The organism is Thalassolituus sp. UBA2009 (assembly GCF_002335285.1).
Lineage (GTDB): Bacteria > Pseudomonadota > Gammaproteobacteria > Pseudomonadales > Oceanobacteraceae > Venatoribacter > Venatoribacter alkanivorans.
In genome coordinates this window covers 17575-37269 of record NZ_DDCJ01000151.1, presented here as the reverse complement: position 1 = coordinate 37269, position 19695 = coordinate 17575, and the positions used below count along the sequence as shown (strand labels likewise).

General features: G+C 53.0%; 17 protein-coding genes. 13 read left to right on the top strand and 4 right to left on the bottom strand.

The window, feature by feature from the left end; all coding sequences use genetic code 11:
* Nucleotides 1-49: 49 nt before the first annotated feature.
* Complete coding sequence (locus B3P58_RS18385; RefSeq protein ID WP_286719571.1) at nt 50-3025, bottom strand: hypothetical protein; 2976 nt, start codon at nt 3023-3025, stop codon at nt 50-52.
* Between the two features lie 255 nt (nt 3026-3280).
* On the opposite strand from B3P58_RS18385, the gene rpsF reads away from it, so the two are divergent.
* From rpsF to B3P58_RS18345, 8 genes are all read left to right on the top strand, one after another.
* Entirely contained in the window at nt 3281-3706 is a 426-nt protein-coding gene (gene rpsF, locus B3P58_RS18380; RefSeq protein WP_145470896.1) for a 30S ribosomal protein S6, read from the top strand.
* Between the two features lie 15 nt (nt 3707-3721).
* Nucleotides 3722-3952, top strand: coding sequence for a 30S ribosomal protein S18 (gene rpsR / locus B3P58_RS18375; RefSeq protein WP_145470898.1), 231 nt, complete (start codon nt 3722-3724; stop codon nt 3950-3952).
* 166 nt (nt 3953-4118) lie between these two features.
* Nucleotides 4119-4979 carry a hypothetical protein gene (locus B3P58_RS18370; protein WP_145470900.1) on the top strand — a complete coding sequence of 287 codons (861 nt, stop codon included), beginning with the start codon at nt 4119-4121 and terminating at the stop codon, nt 4977-4979.
* Nucleotides 4980-5003: 24 nt separating this feature from the next.
* A complete protein-coding gene (gene rplI / locus B3P58_RS18365) occupies nt 5004-5450 on the top strand; it encodes a 50S ribosomal protein L9 (RefSeq protein ID WP_145470901.1) in 447 nt (148 codons plus the stop codon).
* Between the two features lie 167 nt (nt 5451-5617).
* Nucleotides 5618-7018 (top strand): replicative DNA helicase, encoded by a 1401-nt coding sequence (dnaB, locus tag B3P58_RS18360; RefSeq protein ID WP_225692454.1) that lies wholly within the window; start codon nt 5618-5620, stop codon nt 7016-7018.
* Nucleotides 7019-7069: 51 nt separating this feature from the next.
* Nucleotides 7070-7687: a GNAT family N-acetyltransferase gene (locus tag B3P58_RS18355; RefSeq protein WP_286719567.1), complete on the top strand. Its 618-nt coding sequence runs from the start codon at nt 7070-7072 to the stop codon at nt 7685-7687.
* Complete coding sequence (locus B3P58_RS18350; protein WP_225692456.1) at nt 7684-8214, top strand: GNAT family N-acetyltransferase; 531 nt, start codon at nt 7684-7686, stop codon at nt 8212-8214. Before B3P58_RS18355 ends, B3P58_RS18350 begins: the two co-directional genes overlap by 4 nt.
* Before the next feature lie 27 nt (nt 8215-8241).
* Nucleotides 8242-9027 (top strand): hypothetical protein, encoded by a 786-nt coding sequence (locus B3P58_RS18345; RefSeq protein ID WP_286719565.1) that lies wholly within the window; start codon nt 8242-8244, stop codon nt 9025-9027.
* A gap of 92 nt (nt 9028-9119) precedes the next feature.
* Here the strand turns inward: B3P58_RS18345 and B3P58_RS18340 are convergent, their stop codons facing one another.
* A complete protein-coding gene (locus tag B3P58_RS18340; RefSeq protein ID WP_286719563.1) occupies nt 9120-9836 on the bottom strand; it encodes a hypothetical protein in 717 nt (238 codons plus the stop codon).
* Nucleotides 9837-10034: 198 nt separating this feature from the next.
* Here B3P58_RS18340 and B3P58_RS18335 point away from each other — a divergent pair, with 198 nt between their 5' ends.
* Nucleotides 10035-10667 carry a glycoside hydrolase family 25 protein gene (locus B3P58_RS18335; RefSeq protein ID WP_286719562.1) on the top strand — a complete coding sequence of 211 codons (633 nt, stop codon included), beginning with the start codon at nt 10035-10037 and terminating at the stop codon, nt 10665-10667.
* Nucleotides 10668-10706: 39 nt separating this feature from the next.
* Here B3P58_RS18335 and B3P58_RS18330 read toward each other — a convergent pair whose 3' ends face one another.
* On the bottom strand, nt 10707-11894 hold the full coding sequence (locus B3P58_RS18330; protein WP_286719560.1) for an ABC transporter substrate-binding protein: 1188 nt from the start codon (nt 11892-11894) through the stop codon (nt 10707-10709).
* Nucleotides 11895-12084: 190 nt separating this feature from the next.
* Complete coding sequence (locus tag B3P58_RS18325) at nt 12085-14109, bottom strand: TonB-dependent copper receptor (RefSeq protein ID WP_286719559.1); 2025 nt, start codon at nt 14107-14109, stop codon at nt 12085-12087.
* A gap of 238 nt (nt 14110-14347) precedes the next feature.
* On the opposite strand from B3P58_RS18325, the gene B3P58_RS18320 reads away from it, so the two are divergent.
* The 4 genes from B3P58_RS18320 to B3P58_RS18305 all read left to right on the top strand — a co-directional run bounded on the left by B3P58_RS18320 (nt 14348) and on the right by B3P58_RS18305 (nt 19591).
* Nucleotides 14348-14848 carry a FecR family protein gene (locus B3P58_RS18320; RefSeq protein WP_286719558.1) on the top strand — a complete coding sequence of 167 codons (501 nt, stop codon included), beginning with the start codon at nt 14348-14350 and terminating at the stop codon, nt 14846-14848.
* Nucleotides 14849-15034: 186 nt separating this feature from the next.
* Entirely contained in the window at nt 15035-15565 is a 531-nt protein-coding gene (locus tag B3P58_RS18315; RefSeq protein WP_186436034.1) for an RNA polymerase sigma factor, read from the top strand.
* 53 nt (nt 15566-15618) lie between these two features.
* Nucleotides 15619-16659 carry a FecR family protein gene (locus B3P58_RS18310; RefSeq protein ID WP_286719557.1) on the top strand — a complete coding sequence of 347 codons (1041 nt, stop codon included), beginning with the start codon at nt 15619-15621 and terminating at the stop codon, nt 16657-16659.
* A 13-nt stretch (nt 16660-16672) separates the two neighbouring features.
* Nucleotides 16673-19591: a TonB-dependent receptor gene (locus tag B3P58_RS18305; protein ID WP_286719556.1), complete on the top strand. Its 2919-nt coding sequence runs from the start codon at nt 16673-16675 to the stop codon at nt 19589-19591.
* The last annotated feature ends 104 nt before the right edge of the window (nt 19592-19695 follow it).

Here is a 19695-nt window from a genome sequence, read left to right as displayed (position 1 = left end):
TTACTTAGTGTCGACAGGCCCTAACAGCGACTCTTTGTTGGATAATTCCTCAGAACTGGTAATTCACCTGCAGGTAAGTCCGGTCACCGCCTTCGTCTTTATCAAAGCCGTAGGCGTAACCCAGACGTACCGGCAGCGCAAAACCATACATCACAACAACTTCTGTCATCAGCTCCATACCGGCGCTGGTCAGATAATGTGAGCGCCCGCCTTCCTGCCAGGCGGCACCATGATCGGCAAAAATATTGGCATTAATACCACCAAGACCAATAGGTAATAAATTCCAGCCACGTTCAATGTTCAGCAACGGGAAACGATATTCGAGGCTGTTGGTCTGAATGCGGTTACCTTGCTGCACATTTTCTTTATAGCCACGCAATGCCCATTGATCGCGGCCAAATAATGACTGCTCCAGAACACCTTCTTCACCGCCCAGCTCAAAGGGTTCCGGTTGTTCGAAACCATAAGCGCCGCTGCTGTGCAGAGCCAGTACCTGATTGCCGGGTAAATCAATAAAATGACTGATGCTGGCATTGATGATGTCGCCGCGGTAGTCGCTGTCGAGATAATCGTTGGATTCCCACAGAAGAGTCGCCTGAGTTCCCCAGCTGACCGAAATCGACTGGCTGTACATTTCGCGGTTATCAAAATCCAGACGGGCGCCGATAACCGAATTATGTAAGCTGTTTTCCTCGCGCAATAAATCATCGGCCGGAATATCGTACTCGTGGCTGCGGTTAATACCGGCGCTTAACTGCAGTTTATTTTCCAGAAAATCGATAATATTAGTGCGCGCCAGTTCTACCGTGTCTTCGCGGCGGATGCGTTGCAATTTGTCATTATCATCGAGGTAATAGCTGTGATTACGCTGCGCCAGTAACTGCCACTGGTTATTGTAGGAATACATCAGGTTGCCACTCGCGATGTCGTTTTCGGTATCGACAAACAGAGTGCTGCTGTAATTATGCCGCCCGAGGGCATCCTGACCGGAAGTGCTCAGTCCGATGGCATTATATTCTTCGTTGCCCGAATACACCGGCAGCCACTGCTGTGGCATCAGGCTCGACCATGGGCTGTATTCTTCGGCTTCGCTATGTGTCTGTGGCTGATTATATAAGGGGGCATAATCGTACTGGCTCTGCAGCTCAGATAACGGCAATACCGCCAGCGGTTTACGTTCGGAAGCCGGCAGGCGTACGTGGCTGAAGCCACGGGCCTGATAACTCTGGAAATAAATATCATCGCCCACCAGAACCGGTTGCACTGCACCGCCTAATAAATGGGTTAGCTGGGACACCTCTCCGCTGGCCAGATTCAGACTGAAAATATTATAGGTAGCCGTCGCGCTGGCCAGATCAACACCTTTAACGTTGCTGTAATCGGCGCTGAAAATAATATGCTGATCGTCGTGGCTGAAATTCGGACTGCTTTCATTGGCGCGGGTATTGGTCAGCGGCAACCATTGTGGTTGCTCAGTCTGCATATTCAGTAATTCAAGGTTCCAGCCCTGTTGCTTGCGTTTAATGCTGGCAACGATTTTTTTCCCGTCGTGGGAGATGGCGTAATCGTTGATAACATCATCCAGCGATCCCTGCCACAGAGTGCGGATAAAGTGCCCGTTCTTATCCAGCATATCCAGTTGGCTGACACCGGCCTGAATACGTTTGGCAATTAAATAGGGTTGTTGTGGGTCGGCTGCGTTTGGCATCCAGCGTACGGCACGATAGCGCTGACCGCTGGTCAGGCGTTGCTCGCCACCGTCACGCATAATAAAAATATCACTCCAGCCGCGCAGGTCGGCACGGTCGGTAATACGGGTATAGGCAATATCCCCCCGGGGACTGACATCCAGGCTGAGCATGCCGGTGGTTTGCAGTAATACTTCGCTGACCGGATTTTCGGCTGTGTTGCTGGCAGAGCGGACCTTGACCAGACTGTTACGGTCTTTACCGTTTTCACGCAGGTAATAATAATTTTTACCATCGCTGGCAGCAGCATCGATGGATAAACCTTCGTTGCTGATAGCCTGTACCGGGGTGTCAGCTGTCTTTTTCAGCTCGGTAATTTGTGGGGCAAAACGCTGCTGCAGCCAGACTTTAAACTCCTGCCATAACACCTCATGGCTTTTGCCGAAGACTTTACGCGCTTCGTAATTCTGCAAAAAGAACGGAATAATATTGCGCGAGTATTCACTCAGGTAATCACGGATTTTGTCATCACCGTAGGTGTCGGCGATAAACTGCCAGTAGTAGTAACCGTACAGGTAATGCTTACCCAGCGGCCAGTCACGCAGGGTAACCACTGCCTGAGATAAATCGTCGATACCATTAATGACCTCCATACGCATCATCATGTCGTAGGTTGTGCTCTGGCCACGGCCATAACCCTGAGCTGCGCTGGTTTCTTTGTAGACTGCCAGTCCCTCAATGATAAAACCCGGCGTGTAGGCATGAGGAAAGGTCAGCGGATTACGTCCCAGAATCTTACGGATGAAAGCCGGAATGCCGCGCGCCATATCAACATGAATGATATGCGTCAGCTCGTGGGTGATCAGCAGATTCAGCCAGTCGTCATAGGCTTCCAGCGTGCTGTTGCCATCGGGCGGACTTAAAAACAGCCGGATCTGATTAAAAGGCTCCGGATGTGCCCAGCCGTTGGAAAAATCAAAGTCGTCGGTCAATACCACATGAACGCGGTCTTTGGGCGTCCAGTCAAAATCCTGCGTCAGTTCGCTCCAGGCCCGCTCGGCAATCACAGCGGCCCGTTCGGCCTGCGCTTTATGGGCCGGAATAAAATGAAAGTAAAAGTGGTCGCTGCTGAAGGTCTGCCATTCCATACCGGGCAGGTCCGGGCTGACCGCCAGTGGGTTTTCGGCATGCGCGGCCGGAGTCAGAACCATGGCCGGGCCGGCCAGCAGCAGACTGATGGCGCTGGCCAGTAACAGCTGCCGGCTCTTCAGGGTCTGTGCCGGCGGCAGAAGTGCATCAGAATGGGATATCAATAAGGTAGGGTGTGGATACGTCATACCGCAATCTCCGTTAAAAACCGCGGCAGTATAGGAATTGGCCACTGAACCCGTGGTGAACCACTGGGCGCTGAATGATTCAGTCGCGGTTCAGCTATAACGGTGGGTGTGGTGGATTGTGCAAAGATTGATCCGTCGTCAGACCTCTGGTAGACTCCGCGCTCCTTTTTATCCGTATATTGGCCCTCGGGCGAACAACGGACTCCTTGCCTTACCGGATGGGCCGGAAGGCTGACTACCCATAAGGAGTTGACAATGCGTCACTACGAAATCGTTTTTCTGGTTCACCCAGATCAAAGCGAGCAGGTACCTGCGATGGTTGAGCGTTACACTAACTCAATCGAAGCCGCTAACGGCAAAATTCACCGTTTCGAAGACTGGGGCCGTCGTCACCTGGCTTACCCAATCAACGATGTGCACAAAGCCCACTACATCCTGATGAACATCGAATGTACTCAGGAAGTTCTGGACGAACTGACCACCAACTTCCGTTACAACGACGCTGTTCTGCGTAACATGGTGATCCGTTGTGATGAAGCCATCACCGAAATCTCTCCGATCAAAGCTGCTGAAAGCCGCGAAGATCGTCGTCGTTCCGAGCCACGCGCTGAAGAATCTGAAAGCGCTGCGGAAGAAGCGGATGACGCTGACGAGATCGATTCTGACGATAACGCTGAATAAGAGAGGATTTGAGTCATGGCACGTTTTTTCCGTCGTCGTAAGTTCTGCCGTTTCACTGCTGAAGGCGTAAGCCAGATCGATTACAAAGATCTGGATACCCTGAAAGGCTACATCACTGAAACTGGCAAAATCGTACCAAGCCGTATCACTGGTACCCGTGCTAAGTATCAGCGTCAGCTGTCTACTGCGATCAAGCGCGCGCGCTACATCGCACTGCTGCCGTACACTGATCAGCACGATAACTAAGTTTTCTGCCTGCCTGCGTCGTCATAACGGCGTCAGAAATGGTCTCGAAGTGCTCATTTACAACACGTAAACTCCGCCTTCTCGACCATTTCTTCCTTGTTCTGACTTCCTCGGCTACGCCAGAAAGTCAGAGCAAAAAGGCAGCGTAATCACTTAGGACTGTAATATGAAAGCACTGGCACGTTGGGCTATGACCGGACGCTGGCAGGCAGCGGTTGCTGCCGGTGGCTGTCTGGCTGTGCCACTGCTGTTCTGGATCGGAGCAGCCATTCTGGCGCTGGTTATCCTGCGTCAGGGTGTCCGTGAAGGGGGACAGGTGGTTTTATGGGCGGTTTTACCGGCCATCGCCTGGAGCGCCATTGGCGATCCGACCCCGTTACTCGTTGCCATTGGCACCAGCGCCATGGCCGCGTTGCTGCGCTACAGTATCCGCCTTGACTGGTCGATGCTGCTGGCCTGTGCTCTGGGCGTGCTGGTGTATCTGTTGTTGCCGCTGATGTTGTCTGAGGTTCTGCCTCAGGTTGTGGCCAGCAGTGAAACCGCCGTCAGTGAAGCACTGAAAGATCAGCCGGAATTACTGGCTCATCTGCAGCCACTGATCGCCCCGATGATCAGCGGAGTGCTTGCTGCTCTGCATGTGCTGGTATTTATTTTGTGTCTGTTACTGGGACGCTACTGGCAAAGCGAACTGTATAACCCCGGCGGCTTCGGCACCGAGTTTAAGCAGCTGCGTTTGCCTCTGGCCTTCAGCTTACCGGCGGTGCTGGTTTGTCTGACTGCCGGACAGTTGCAGCCTGAACTGGCAGGATTAACGCCCGTATTAACGGTACCGTTAATGATTGCTGGTCTGGCCTTGTTCCATGGTGTTGTGAAAATATCACAGGCCAGTCCGAACTGGATGTTGCTGGTGTATCTGGCACTGATGTTGTTCGGGCCTTACATGTACACATTACTAATTTTCGTAGCGTTGCTGGATAGTTTACTGAACATCCGCGCGCGACTAAAAGACACGGCGGGTAATGCATAGCCGCCCTGTAATGAGGATTTTAAGATGCAAATTATTCTGTTAGAAAAAGTAGCAAACCTGGGTTCACTGGGTGAACAGGTTAACGTTAAGCCAGGTTATGCCCGTAACTTCCTGTTCCCACAGGGTAAAGCGGTTCCTGCGACCAAAGCCAACGTTGAGCATTTCGAAGCCCGTCGTGCTGATCTGGAAGCTCAGGCAGCTGCCAAACTGGCTGATGCACAGGCCCGTAAAGAAAAAATCGAAGAAATCGAACTGTCTGTTGCTGTTAAAGCTGGCGACGAAGGCAAACTGTTCGGTTCTCTGGGCAACCGCGACATCGCAGACCTGATCTCTCAGGCTGGCGTTGAAGTGAGCAAAGCTGAAGTTCGTCTGCCAAACGGTCCTATCCGTGCTGTTGGCGAATTCGATATCGCGATTCACCTGCACGCAGAAGTGAACGCAACTCTGAAACTGCATGTAGTAGCAGAATAATTCAGAGGCTTATGGCTGCCGCATCGGCGGATGCCGGCTGGCAGCGATGAGCAAGATAAGGCACTATTAGCGACCAGCTGATAGTGCCTTTTTTTATGTCCGCTCCATTGCCGGAAGGCGGGCCGCTATCACCTTTTATTGTCTGAACACCTCCGGGAACCGCCTGCATGAATGATGAGTATTCTGCGCAGCCATATGAGCAAAGGCAGGAAAGCAGCCAGCGCACGCCGCCGCACTCGGTAGAGGCGGAGCAATCGGTGCTTGGCTCGCTGATGCTTGATGAGCGCGCCTGGGAAACGGTTGCTGAAACCCTGCAGGACAGCGACTTTTACCGTCACGACCACCGCCTGATTTTCCGCGCCATCAAACATCTGGTTGATCAGGAGCAGCCGATCGACGTGGTGACGGTTGCCGAAGAGCTGGAAGAGCGTGGCAAGCTGGAGAGCGTCGGCGGCGCCGCCTATCTGAGCCGTCTGGTCGATATGACGCCATCGATCGACAACTGCTCAGCCTACGGTGAAATCGTGCGTGAACGCTCACAGCAGCGCCGCCTGATTGAAGCTGCCTCCGACATCATGGCCAAAGCTTATGAACCGGAGGGGGAAACCTCGCTGACGCTGGTATCGGACGCGGAAAAAGCCATTGCCCAGATTGCCGAAGGCAGCCGCAAAGACGGCGGTCCGCAACTGGTAGCGCCGATTCTGAAAAATACCCTCGAACAGCTCGATCAGATGTTCAATCAGCCGGATGGCCTGACTGGTATTACCACCGGCTTTAATGAAATCGACAACCGCACTTCCGGCTGGCAGAAGGCCGACCTGGTGATTGTCGCGGCGCGTCCGTCGATGGGTAAAACCACCTACGCCATGAACCTGGTGGAAAATGCTTTATTGGCGACGAAGCGTCCATGTCTGGTGTTCAGTCTGGAGATGCCATCGGAATCCATTGTGATGCGTATGTTGTCGTCTATCGGCAAAATCGACCAGACCCGTATCCGTTCCGGTAAATTAATCGACGAAGACTGGCCGAAATTATCCGCTGCGGTGAATCTGTTAAAAGATCTGCCGCTGTATATCGACGATACCCCGGCGCTGACGCCACAGGAAATGCGTGCCCGCGCGCGTAAAGTCTACCGCGAAAACAACAACGATCTGGCCCTGATCATGGTCGACTACCTGCAGCTGATGCGGGTGTCCGGGCCGTCAGAAGGCCGTACCCAGGAAATTTCGGAAATTTCGCGCACCCTGAAAGTCATCGCCAAAGAATTTAACTGCCCGATGATTGCCCTGTCGCAGCTTAACCGCTCGCTGGAACAACGGCCGAATAAACGTCCGGTCAGTTCCGACCTGCGGGAATCCGGTGCGATCGAGCAGGACGCCGATATTATTCAGTTTATTTACCGCGACGAAGTGTATAACGAAGACACGCCGGACAAAGGTGTGGCCGAAATTATTACCGGTAAACACCGTAACGGTCCTATTGGTATCGACCGTCTGGCTTTTATCGGTAAATACACCCGCTTTGAGAATCTGGCCCGCCCTTATGATGGCGGCGATGATGAGTATTAATTAAAAACCCGCCGCCACTATGGTGGCGGGTTTCATCTCCTGGATTTCAGTATGAAATTTACCCCCGAATTATCCTTCTCCGGTGGCCGTGTCCGGCCTCTGACTTACGATGATGTGGATGCATTATTCGAACTGTATCAGCACCCTGAATTACCGGGCCAGCGGGTACTGGACAATAAAGATAACCTGATCCGTATGGTCGACCTGAGCGTGCAGATGGCCGCCACCCAACGCGGCATGATGTGGGCTCTGGAAGTGGATGGCGCCATCACCGGCATGGTCAGTGCCTTTGACTGGCAGCCGTCATTACTGCGCACCATGCTGCGCGTTGATGGTCTGCCGCAATTAACGCTGGCGCAGCGCAGTGCCGCGTTAAAAGTCTGTATGGATTTTATGGCGGAAAAATATCACCTGCGTAATTTTGGTTATCAGTGGATTGAAGGCCAGAACGAAGAATTTAAAACCATGCTCACGGAGCTGGGCTTTAAACAAAGTGCGGTGATGCGTGATGCCTGGCGCAGCGGTGAAACATCCTTCGCGAATGTGGTGCAATTTAATATCGTACTGGATAAGAAAAAGCCGGTTGCCGGTCGCCTGGGTGAAGACAGTGATATTAATCCCGGCCAGAATCTGAATGGCGATAACAACAAAGACGGAGGTGCTGCATGAACTGGAATTTTTCCGCCGGTAATTTCAGCCTGCGCCTGCCGGTATCCGAGCAGGACGGTGATGCGCTGTTCGCCTTATTAAAAGAACAGAGCCGGGTTGATCATATTCCGCGTTCAGCCATGACGGTGGATGTTCAGGCGCTGGATGAGTTGCGCCGTATGGCGATGCGCTTTGAAACCCGCGAGGCCGCTTTCTGGCTGGTGGAAGGTCTGTACGATAAACAGCTGATTGCGCGTATCGGTATTCAGAAAATTAACTGGATGCTGAGCTGTGCCCAGTTGCAGTGGGAACTGAGCGACGCGGCCGACTTGCCGGTGCTGCAGGAAGTTATGCCACCACTGCTGAATTTCTGCTTTAGCGAACTCGGGCTGCACCGTATTGAAGTGCGTCTGCGTGCCGGTTCTGAGCCGCATGAAACGCTGCTGCAGCAACTGGGTTTTCACTACGAAGGCTGCCTGCCTGCTCAGATTGAATATAACGACACCAGTGTCGATATGGCGTTGTACTCCAGATTGTCTACGGACTGAGATTGGTCGAATACAAAAGGAATTATTTTGCGATACATTGCATTTTTGTTGTTTCCTCTGATCGCCATAACCGCTGTTGCGGGTGAGTTGGACAATTTTGAAGCTTCAGCCAATAAGCCTCAAAAGAAAAAAGCATCAACTTTGCCGAAGGCACCTGACAGTACAGGTTCAGACGAATTGGATGCGGATATCAGGGCATCTGCTATTGAGCTGACGGTGAAAATAGTTGGTGGTGTGATACTTTTAGGCACTGCGGGCAGCTTGAATGCAGCGAATGAACGCTTGGGAAGCGACGATGTGATTGTAGAGCTTCCGTATGATTGGTCTCTGTCTGATATGGCAACTCCCTTTGTTCAGGTAGATCTTGCTCGTGGCTCGGGTGATCACATTGAATGGCGGGATAAAAGAATCGAGGCTGGATTCGGCCCTGTCAGTGCATTTCATCGCAAATCTGTTTATCAGGAACCGGACACTGATGATGAAATGTACATCATAAACAACGGTTTTAATTATCGGCTTTTATTTGGTAAACGGGTTGAGGTTGATCTTGGCATTGGCAGATACCGTCTGACTGGGAATCAGCGTTACAGTAGTGAGTCTTTTCAGTTCGGATTAAATATTCAGATCACAGATAATGTGTGGCTGGATTATAACCGAACCTCGGTGAGTGGCAGGAACCTGAATCTGGCGGACAGTGAATATGCGGTGCTGTATGGCGTCAAACATATATTCCTGAGCCTTGCGTACCGAAGTCTGGACGCTCAGGATTCTTCTCTGGATGGCTTAGTCACAGGCATAACTCTGCTCTACTAGATAATCTCTTAAAACCTGGATTCAGCGCTGATAAATTGTTTGCCGATGTGGTGCTCCAGTTTATCCAAGGATAACTGAAAACTGTTCAAGTATTAGAGCATCAGGGCCTGAATCGCCCGTTGCCCGTCGTGTTCGGCGGGCTCCGACATCATGCTGAGTTCCTGCAGCAATACCTTCAGAGTTTTGTTCCAGTCGGTGATAAATTTCTGATTGGCTTTGGCATAACGCCTGATGTTGGTGTCAATCCAGAACAGCTCACCGTTATCATTCGTCATCATATTGCGGAAAGATAAATCCCGGTACACACAGCGGGCATCGCGCAGGCGCTGCAGATCGCGTATCAGCAGGGTCAGTATTCTTTGCCGGGCAGTCTGATCACAATGACGGAAATGATGTTTGACGATGTTCACCGCCGGATGTTTTTTCATCAGGTAATAACCAGTTACCCCCCACAGATGCCCCGGAATAAAAGCCATACCGTATTCCAGAACAGTGGGGACGCGCAGGCCAATATTCTGCAGAAAAATACAGCTTCTCAGTTCGGCGGAAATTTTACTGGCACCAAAAAAGATACGCAGATTGTCGTGCCAGGTGCGCTGCTTAATGTACTTAACGATGTAACCTTCGGGGGTTTCAATCACCCGGGATATTTCATCATTTTTAATTTCATGAGCGCTTTTTTCCTGCCAGTGCGGCGCCTGTGGTTTTCTGTGGACAATAAAGCACTGGCGCTGCCGGTCTTTATTAATCGTCCTTACTTCAAGGCTGTGCTCAGGAAACTGATTCAGTACGGAGGTGAAAAAAGGCATAGGTTTCTTGCCAAAAAAATGGGCGTCTGTTGCGATTCTGCCTGACCGGCAGATATTGCAGTCTATACGGTATTTGTCCTGCACTCCCGGATAATATAGGCTAGTCTGCATCTGAGAATCAGTGTTTCATTCACTGAATTTATCCGGCGCAGAGTTTCTGCCTGAACCCGCCAGCCATTTGCCGACAAGGAGTCTGCGATGCTTAACGCCGTCATCGACCTTTCCCACCATAATCAGATCAGCAGTTTCCAGCAGATAAAAGACGCCGGTATTCTTGCGGTTATTCATAAGGCCACCCAGGGGCAGAGTTACACCGATCCGACGTTCAGCAGCCATCGTGATGCTGCACATGGCGTGGGGCTGAAATTCGGTGCGTATCATTTTGGTACCGGTGGTGATGCTGTCGCACAGGCCGAGCATTTTCTCAGCGTAGCCGGCAACGGTGGCCTGCTGGTGCTCGATTTTGAAGATAATACTCAGGGTCAGAGCATGACGCTGGCGGAAGCGGAAGCCTTTGTCAGCCATATTTATTCAGTAACCGGACGCTATCCCGGATTGTATTCCGGTAATACGCTGCGTGAAGCTCTGGCCGCAGCTGGTGTTAACCGCCCGGAGCAAACGGTGCTGTCAAATTGCTGGTTGTGGCTGGCGCGCTACGGTGCAGCACCGGTTGTACCGTCACCATGGTCGCAGTGGACCCTGTGGCAATACACCGATGGTAATGTCGGTGATGAGCCGCATACCGTCGATGGTGTCGGCCCCTGTGACCGTGAGCAGTTTAATGGTACTGCCGGGGAGCTGGCGACATTCTGGGCGGCGCAATGCGGTTGAGAGAAGGCCGCCGATAATACGGTTCTGAAGTGATGTAAGTCAGTGGATTGTACGGTGCTGCTGGTGAGGACGGTTGCTGACAGTATCGTTCGCTGGCAGTAATAAACGTTGCATCACATCACGGGTATCAAAGGCATATTTCTGCGCTGATGTTCCGTGGCTGCGGGTCAGGCTGCGGAAATTCATACTCTGCCAGCGCTGCGGGTCCAACAGTTGTCGGTAACGGGCAAGATTACTGTGCGTAATAATATCCATGCGCCGCAGAATATTTGCTTCCTGTGCATCCGGCCCTTTGCCATTGGCGTGGTCGTAAATTATGGCCAGTGCCAGCGCACCATCCATAAACTGTCCTCCGGCGGAGGCGAATAATGAACCATCGTCAATGGCGTTGAGGGCTTCTGCTGTCCAGTCGGTACCGACAATCAGAATGTCTTTACCCGCATGCCGTCCGAGCGCCTGAGCTTGTTGTATGACAGCCATGGCCATTACATCGCTGGCCGTCCAGATCAGACTGGCAGACGGATAACGTTGCAGTAACGCCCAGCTTTGTCGCTGAGCGGTGTTGGCTGACCAGTTAGCGTGTACCAATTGCATCAACAGCGTATTGTCCTGCTCATTGATTGCCTGCAGCAGCCCTTCATTGCGCAAGACGGTGGCTGATGTATCACGCATGCCGGAGATACCAATCAGCTCTAATTTGCCGCTGGCGCCCTGCAATGATAAATGCCGGCCTTCGGCGATCAGTTGTCGGCTTAATTCATAACTGGCCTGGCGGTCATCCGGCATGATGCGCGCAAGAAAATGCGGAAATTTATCCTGCGGTGTACCCGCGTCTTTCTGATCCTGTTGCGGAATATCGGTACTGATGAGCAGCGTATAAACGCCAGCTTTTTCTGCAGCCTGAAGAATCTGCCAGCCCTGAGAAAAAAAGTAATTACATATCAGATAATCAGGAGGGTTTTCACGGTTAAGAATGTCGTAGGCTTGTTGTGTTGTGTGAAAGCGATTATCTGCGCCATACACAATTTCAAGATCAATCCCCAGATCTGCAGCTGCCGCCTGCATAAACTGTGTTTGCATATTCCAGAATAGATTGGCCGGAGTGCTTGGATTCAGCATGGTAACGCGAATACTATCTGGCGTTGCCTGACTCTGATTAGCCAGCAGCAGAACAATCATCATTCCTGCCAACAGGACACTGCGTAACGTTCCGGTGTGAGCGGTCATAACCCGAATAATCCATTATTACTGTTGCAACGGGGCAGTATAGCAGTGCTTATCGCGGTATTAATGTAACAGTGTGTTTAAGGCACCTCTGGATAATTCTTTGCCCGATATGGCTCCGGCCCCAATTCAGCAGATACTGATGTTGGGCCGGATAACCACGATATTGGCCGACGTTTCAGGGGCGGTTGTATTATTTAAACGCCCACTGCATTTTTAACCATAGTGTGCGTCCGGGTTCATTTACCCGGGTGGTGCTTTCGTAACCCGGAATAGCCGCACCGCTGCGGGAGATATGTTCGGCGTAGGTAACGTCAAACAGATTATCGATACCGGCGGTCAGCAGCATATCGTCCAGCGGGCGATAACCGGCATTCAGCGAGAACACATTAAAGCCACCGCTTTTACCAATATCCTGACCGACAATATTACCGCTGCCTTCAGCAACGCGGTTCTGCTCTGCGACTAAGCGCCATAACGCACCGGCTGACCATAAACCGTTGTCGTAATTCAGACCGAAGCGGGCTTCGAGAGGAGGCATCTGGCCCAGTGCGCGGTGGTCGCTGTCGTTTTCGCCATGCACCCAGGCGAGGGTGGCGGTGCTGTTCCAGCCGGGGGTAAATTCCCAGCGGCTGTCGGCTTCTGCACCGTAGCTGGTGGCGTCGATATTACGTGCATTACTGGCAAAGGCACTCACCTCCGGCAGGGTTTCAATCAGGATGTAATCTTTGTGTTTGGTATAAAATGCCGATACCGATGCCTGCACATCCTTGCTGTTGTGCAGCGCGCCGATATCCAGCTGAGTGGTTTTTTCCGGATCAATATCAAAGGTTGATGCCATGCCTGTCATCATAGTGCTGGTGGCTGCCGGATTTTTACTGCGCTCCCAGTAATCGGCAGCACGTTCGCTGTGTCCCAGGCCGGCGTATAAACGATTGGTGTTGTTCAGCTGGTGTTCGTAGCGGATAAAACCATTACGCAGCGTGTTGTTGTCATCTGTGTCACTGGTGGTTTTATTGCTGCGTAAATCTTCGGCTTTATCTTTATTGATGCGTACACCGGCATGCACACTGTGGCCAGCGTTATAGCGATGATCCAGTTCGGCATAAATACCGTTGCTGGCGAAGCGCATATCATCCACACGGCTCAGGCTTTCGTAATCCGGTGTGCCACTCATGCTGCTGGCTTTACGCAGCGAGTGTTCATTGCGCTGGGTATCAACGCCGATTTCCAGTTTGGTCGTATTGCTTAATGCCAGCGTGCTGCTGAGACTGGCGCCTTTGGTTAAACGATCCGGGTTGGAAACCATTTTCATACCGCTGTTAGCGCGTAATGAATAATTATCCATCACGTGGTCAACGTAATTACGGTAAATACGGGCTTTTACGTTATTAAACAGCGGCGAGATATTTTCCTGTTCGAAGCTCAGGCCTAAGTTGGAACGATCGAATTCTGCGCCGTCCATGCTGCGGTCGCCGTAGCGTGCTTCACCATCGCTTCTGGCGCCGCTCAGTTCGATGCGGGTATCGTTATCCGGCGTCCAGCCCAGGGCTGCGTTGGTACTCCAGCGGGTATAGGCCGAGTGTACTTCGTTGCCGTCACCGTCTTCATAGTTATTGGCGTCGGAGCGGGTACCGCTTAAATCGATATAGCCTTTCTGGCCACCGGCCAGCAGATGGGCAACCTGATCGTTACGGTCGGCGCTGCCTGCCAGCAGGCTGACTTCGCCCTGTACCGGTGTAGTGGAAAAATCCGGCGCAGCACGTTCAAACATCACCACAGCGGCACTGTTGCCGGGGCCGTATTTAACCGTTTGCGGGCCTTTTAATACGGTCACTTCGTCATAGGCTTCGGGGAAAACATAAGCGGTGGGCGGGTCCATACGCATACCGCAGCCGCCGAGAATCATTTCACCATCCAGTAAAATGCCCAGGCGTGATGCTGCCATGCCACGGAATACCGGATCACCGTCGGTACCGCCTTTGCGGATCACTGAAAAGCCAGGAATATTCTTTAATAAATCGGCACCATCATGGGCAGGAATGGGCTGGCGCGGCGCTTTCGGGTCGGTGGTAACTGTCAGTACATCGCTCATTGGCGGAGCGGTAACCACCATCGGCTCCAGTTGGGTTGCAGTATCAGCTTCTGCCGCCAGGGCATTCTGCACGCTCAGGGAAGTAATCAGAAACGCTAATAAGGATGGTCGGAAGGCCGGCATAAATACTCCGCAATAAAAAGATAAATACATCAATGGCGCGCAGGGTAACTGCTGGGGCGCCTGTGCGGGATGCGACAGGGTGTCGCAGGGCTGATATGCGTCAGTTATTGCCTGTCTGGCCGGCGTTAGCGAAAAGTCTCATGCCTGAGAATGGATTGCGGTGTTAGGGTAATTGTTCTGTCACAGTGGCAGCCCATAACAACAAAATCACCCGATCCGGAACGATATGAGGCCTTTTATGGCAGGACGATACGACTCTTCCGCAGAGCATCAGGCAACACCGGGAAACCCGCGTATGCTGCTGGCGGCGTTACTGCTGCTGGTGGGTGTGCCATTGCTGGTGTATCTGTTTCTGGCCCCCGCTCAGAACGAGCAGGCGGCGGATGTGGAAACCTACAGCACGGTGAGCGCCGAGCAGCGTGCGCTGCGGCTGGATGACGGTTCAGAATTACGCCTGCAGGAAAACAGCAGTGTGGCCGTGCGTTACAGTGCAGAGCAGCGCCGCGTGCAGCTGCTGCGTGGTGAAGTGCTGTTTATTATTGCTCCGGACAATGTCCGGCCATTCTGGGCGCAGGCCGGAACCCTGAGACTGCGCGCCGATGCCAGTGCTTTTGCACTGCAGATGGGCGAGGGGGTTGTGGCACTTGAGGTACTGGAAGGCAGTGTGCGTGCACAGTCTGGCGGTGGTGTGCAGACACTGAATGCCGGCGAGCGGGTAGAACTGGCACTCAGCCGCTGAATTATTTTCCGTTGTAATGTCCCCCTTTGACGCCTTGCGGCGTCTTCTTGCCTTTAATTAGTGTGAACAGGCCCTGGAGCAGCGCATGGCTGCTCAGCCGTTCCGGCATAATTCGGGGGTTTATTCATAATGTTGTCATCCGCCGCTGGCAGATTGCGCCCTTCTGTATGCGATATCGGGGGCTCCATGTCAGCAGGCAAGTCATATTCTGCCGGGGTTAAGTGTAATCAGCCTCAGGCTTATGCTCAGCAGCTGACCGGGCATCTGCCGAATATCCGCAATTATATTGCCAGCCGGGTGTACAACCATCAGGACGTGGACGACCTGCTGCACGACACCCTGGTGCGCGCATTAACAGCGGTAGCGAAAAAACCGGTGGATAACCTGCTGGCGTATAGCCTGACCGTGGCCCGCAGTGTGGTTTTTGATTACTGGAACCGTAACCGCCAGCAGCCATCCGGCAGTGACAGCGTACCGGAAATGGCATCCATCCCCTTGGACGATGTGCATATTCAGGCGCAGAAGCTGGAACAACTAGAAAAAATCCTGCAGCAGCTGCCACCATTAAGACGGCAGGTTTTTATCATGCGCCGCTTACAGGGCAAATCGCGTGAAGCGATTGCGCAGGAATTAAATATGAACATCGAAGCCGTTAAAAAACACATCACCAGAGCCACGCTGAGTATTGCGGAAGCCATGGAAAAAAGTGGCTGTTAATCCGGCGCCGGCCGACCGCCGGAATTGAAAAGTTAGTGCGGAATACGCGGTATATGACCATACAAACAACAGACAATAACATCCGTGAACAGGCTGCAGACTGGTACGACCGGCTGCATGAGCTGAACGCGGCAGAACAGCAACAATATCAACGCTGGCTGATGCAAAGCCCGCAGCATGCGGCAGCCATGAGCTGGCTGCAGCAACAGCTGGGTGAACACGACGAGGCGTTATTAATCGCGCTGGAACGTGTGGCCACAGCAAAGCACAAAGCTCCGTCAGTTGCGGCGAAAGAGGGCGAGGAGGTTTTGCCAGCCAGGGGAGCAAAACTGCTGCAAACACTGTGGCAAAAGCTGTGGCCTGTATCCGGCCCGCGCTGGTGGCCGGCACCGGCGGCACTGGCCATGATGCTGGCACTGGTGCTGGCTTATCCGCTGCTAATGCCGCCGTCTGTACCGGCTGTTCAGCCGCTCAGTTTTAATACCGCCGTGGGCGAGCAGCGGCGTGAGCGCCTGGCGGATGGTTCAGAAATACACCTGAATGCCGGTTCTGCGGTATCGGTGGTGCTGGAGGAAAAACAGCGGCTGGTCAGCCTGACTCAGGGCGAAGCCTATTTCTCGGTCGCAGCCGATAAGCAGCGACCGTTTTATGTTGATGCCGGCAAGGTGCAGATCCGGGTTGTCGGTACCGCATTTAATGTGGATAACACCGCCGGAGCGATCAGTGTTGTGGTTGAGCATGGCGAAGTAAAGGTAACACTCGCCGGGCAGGAATGGACGCTGCATGCCGGTGACGGTGTGCGTATCAGTGCCGACCGTGGCGAACGTTTTCAGCGTGCTGTGGTATCCGACTGGCGTCAGGACTGGCGCCGTGCAGAGGCGGAACCGCTGGCCGATGTGGTCGCGCATTTACAGCGCTATTCGGCGCGGCCCATCCGTTTGCAGGGCATTGAGCAGACGTTGCCGTTTTCCGGCCGTTATAACCAGAGCGATGTGGAAGGAACCCTCAGCCTGATTGCCAGTTTGTTTGATCTGTCACTGCAGGTCAGTGACGATCTGATACTGCTGTCGGGCAATGATCCGGAAACGCGCTGAAGAGCAACGGAACATGCGCAGCTGGCGCAGATTATGGCCGCAGCTGGGGCTCGGCCTGCTGCTGACCGGCAGCGCTTATACACAGGCCGCCAACCGCTGCTTCTATGATGGCGTCAGCCAGACAACCCTCAGTCATATTATTCAGCAAGTGTCTGACCGTTATCAGCTGGCGGTGCTGACCAATTATCCGCAGCCGGATACAACCTGGCTGGCACAGCCACTGGGTGATTGTTCGCTGAGCGAATTTCTTAACTATGCCACCGCCAACAGTGGCTGGCATTACCGCCAGACCGCTGCCGGAGTGGTGCTGGTTTTTCAGCCGCAGAATGCAACAGAAACGGCGGCCAACAATATCGCCGAAGAAGTCATCGTTACCGCAGCGCCTTTTATCCGCGATGCGTCGCTGGCCAGCCGTTATAACAGCAATACCCTGAGCACCCGCGCGACGTTATCCCGCGGCCAGCTAGCCGGAAATAATGATCTGACCTCGTCCGTTGCGGCAACCAGCGCCGTGGCTTTCAGTCAGGAAGCCGGTATGGACCGCAATCTCAGTATCCGCGGTCTGGGGGCTGATTTTACCCGGGTATTGGTGAACGGCATGCCGATGCTGGCTACCGGTACCAGCATCGATGCGCGGGGCTCGGTGAATAATTCGCGCAGTTTTGATTTTGATATGTTGCCGCCGGGGCTTTTTACTCAGGTCGAGCTGGATAAATCTGCGGCGGCGCGAACGGAAGAAGGTGCCATTGCCGGTTCGGTTGATTTACGCACGCCGCTGCCGCTGGCGGATGACAACGCCGGCCAGCAATGGTTCGCGCTGCAGAATGAACAGAACCTTAGCCATGATGGTAAGGGGGTTGCCTTATCGGGTGGATTACAAGGGGCCCGCGATAATGGCACGGCAGGAACCATCGGCTGGTTATTGGGGCTGAGTTACCGTACCCGGGCAACTCAGGAGCGGGGATTTTCCACCGTACGCTGGCAAACCGCTGATTGGGGAGAGCAGCCGGCATTAAGTGTTGAACAGCAGACGCAGCTGGAAAGTGGCGCAGTCTTTTATCCGCGCCATAACCGTTACGATATTCTCGATCGTGAACAAATTTCCTACGGCTTAAACAGCGCACTGCAATGGCACAACACCGGCTGGGGTGACTTTGACCTGACGGCCTTTATGGCCCGCAGTCAGCAAACCATGCACGAATACCATATCAGTTCGGCCGGACTGAAAACCCAGGACCTGAGTCATATCCGGGTTAACGATTTTGCAACCCGTCATGCCGGAATGGTGTACGGGAATTTTTCCGGCGTTGATATCCGCAGCGAACATAATTACGAAACCGACGAAACCCGCCTTGGCCAATTAAAATTTGACTGGTATTTACCGTTATCAGAACGCGTACGTCTGCATTCGGCACTGGGTTACCAGCGCTCGGTTTTCGACAGTCCGGACCACGATAAAGTGACGCTGATGTCGTACGCTCAGGACTTCAGTTTTGATCTGCGCCAGAATGATCGCTTTGCGCTTAATCATTACGGCTTTGATATTACCAATCCGCAGGAATGGCAGTTGTACCAGATTAATCTGCGTGAAGATCAGGTAACGAATCAGTATCGCGTTGCTTCCTTCGAGCTCGACATTAAGCACAATGATAATTTCAGACACTTTGCCGGGACGCAGTTGCAGGGCTTTTTAAATGACCGCGCCGAGGGCGAATATAATAACAGTGATATTAATGGCCCGGTCGGTGAATTTTACCAGCGTACCCCCGGTGATTTTTCCGCTGGTCCCGGGCCATCAGGGTTGCCGCATCACTGGATTGTTGGCAGCCACGCGGTTATTGACGCCCTTGGGACAAACACCGCACTGGTGCATGATCCTTTACAGCAGCGGCGGTTAAACGAATATACCTGGTCGTCCTGGTGGCAGACCTCTTACGAATTCTGGCAATGGCCGTGGCCACTGCGTGGCGATCTGGGCCTGCGTTATTCGGCTACCCGTCAACTTGTGCGCGGGCGCTGGTCGATAGACAGCGACAGCAGCGCCGTTAATAACAGCTCAGATTACGCTGACTGGTTACCGGCGTTTCATCTGGTTATGCAGGCACGCGATGATTTATTGCTGCGTTTCGGTTATCGCCGTGATCTGGCGCGACCATCGATAGAAGACCTGACGTCACCCTTATTATTACGCAGCAGTGCCCGGCTGGTGGAAGGTGGTAATACCCAACTGCAACCGTCGCGCGCGCACTCGTTTGATGTCTCTGCGGAATGGTACGGTGATGAGCAGCAGTTTTTTTCCGCCGGATTATTTTATAAACGCATCGACAGCCTGGTCGTCGCGCAGGTTGAAGAGCTGACGCTGGAGCAGTTGCCATATTACAACCCGCAATGGGATCAGCTGGCACTGAGCGACGGTTTATATACTTACCGGCGGCCGGTGAACGGGCCGGGAACCGATATCAGTGGTCTTGAACTGAACCTGCAACTGCCATTTTATTTTTTGCCCGCTGCGCTGCAGAATTTTGGCGTGCGGGTGAGCTATGCACTGAATCGCGGCCTGGTCCGTTATCCGCTGGATGACGGCGTTACCACCTTGCCAGCACCAGGGTTATCACGCCATGTTGTGAACAGCGAATTATGGTTCCGCAACCAGAGTGTCAGCGCCGGCCTGACATTAAAGGCGCGTTCGCAATATCTGACGCGGGTGCCGGGCGCGAATAATAATGATCGCGAAGGTGTGAATGCGTCATTAATTACCGGTGCTTATCTGCGCTGGAATGCCAGCCCGGAACTGACATTTTCTCTGGATGCCCGCAATCTCGGCAACGAACCCTTTGACCTTTTCGTTGATAAAACCAACCGGGTTTACAGTTATTCCACCACAGGTACAGAAATACTGGCCGGTATCAGTCTGAATTTTTCTGATCACTGAATATTAACCACCCCTCAATAATTCCGGCCTGTGGATATCCTGTCAGGGCCTGTTAACACTAATTAAACAGGCCTGTTATCGGCTAAAAATTTCTCAAACAAGGC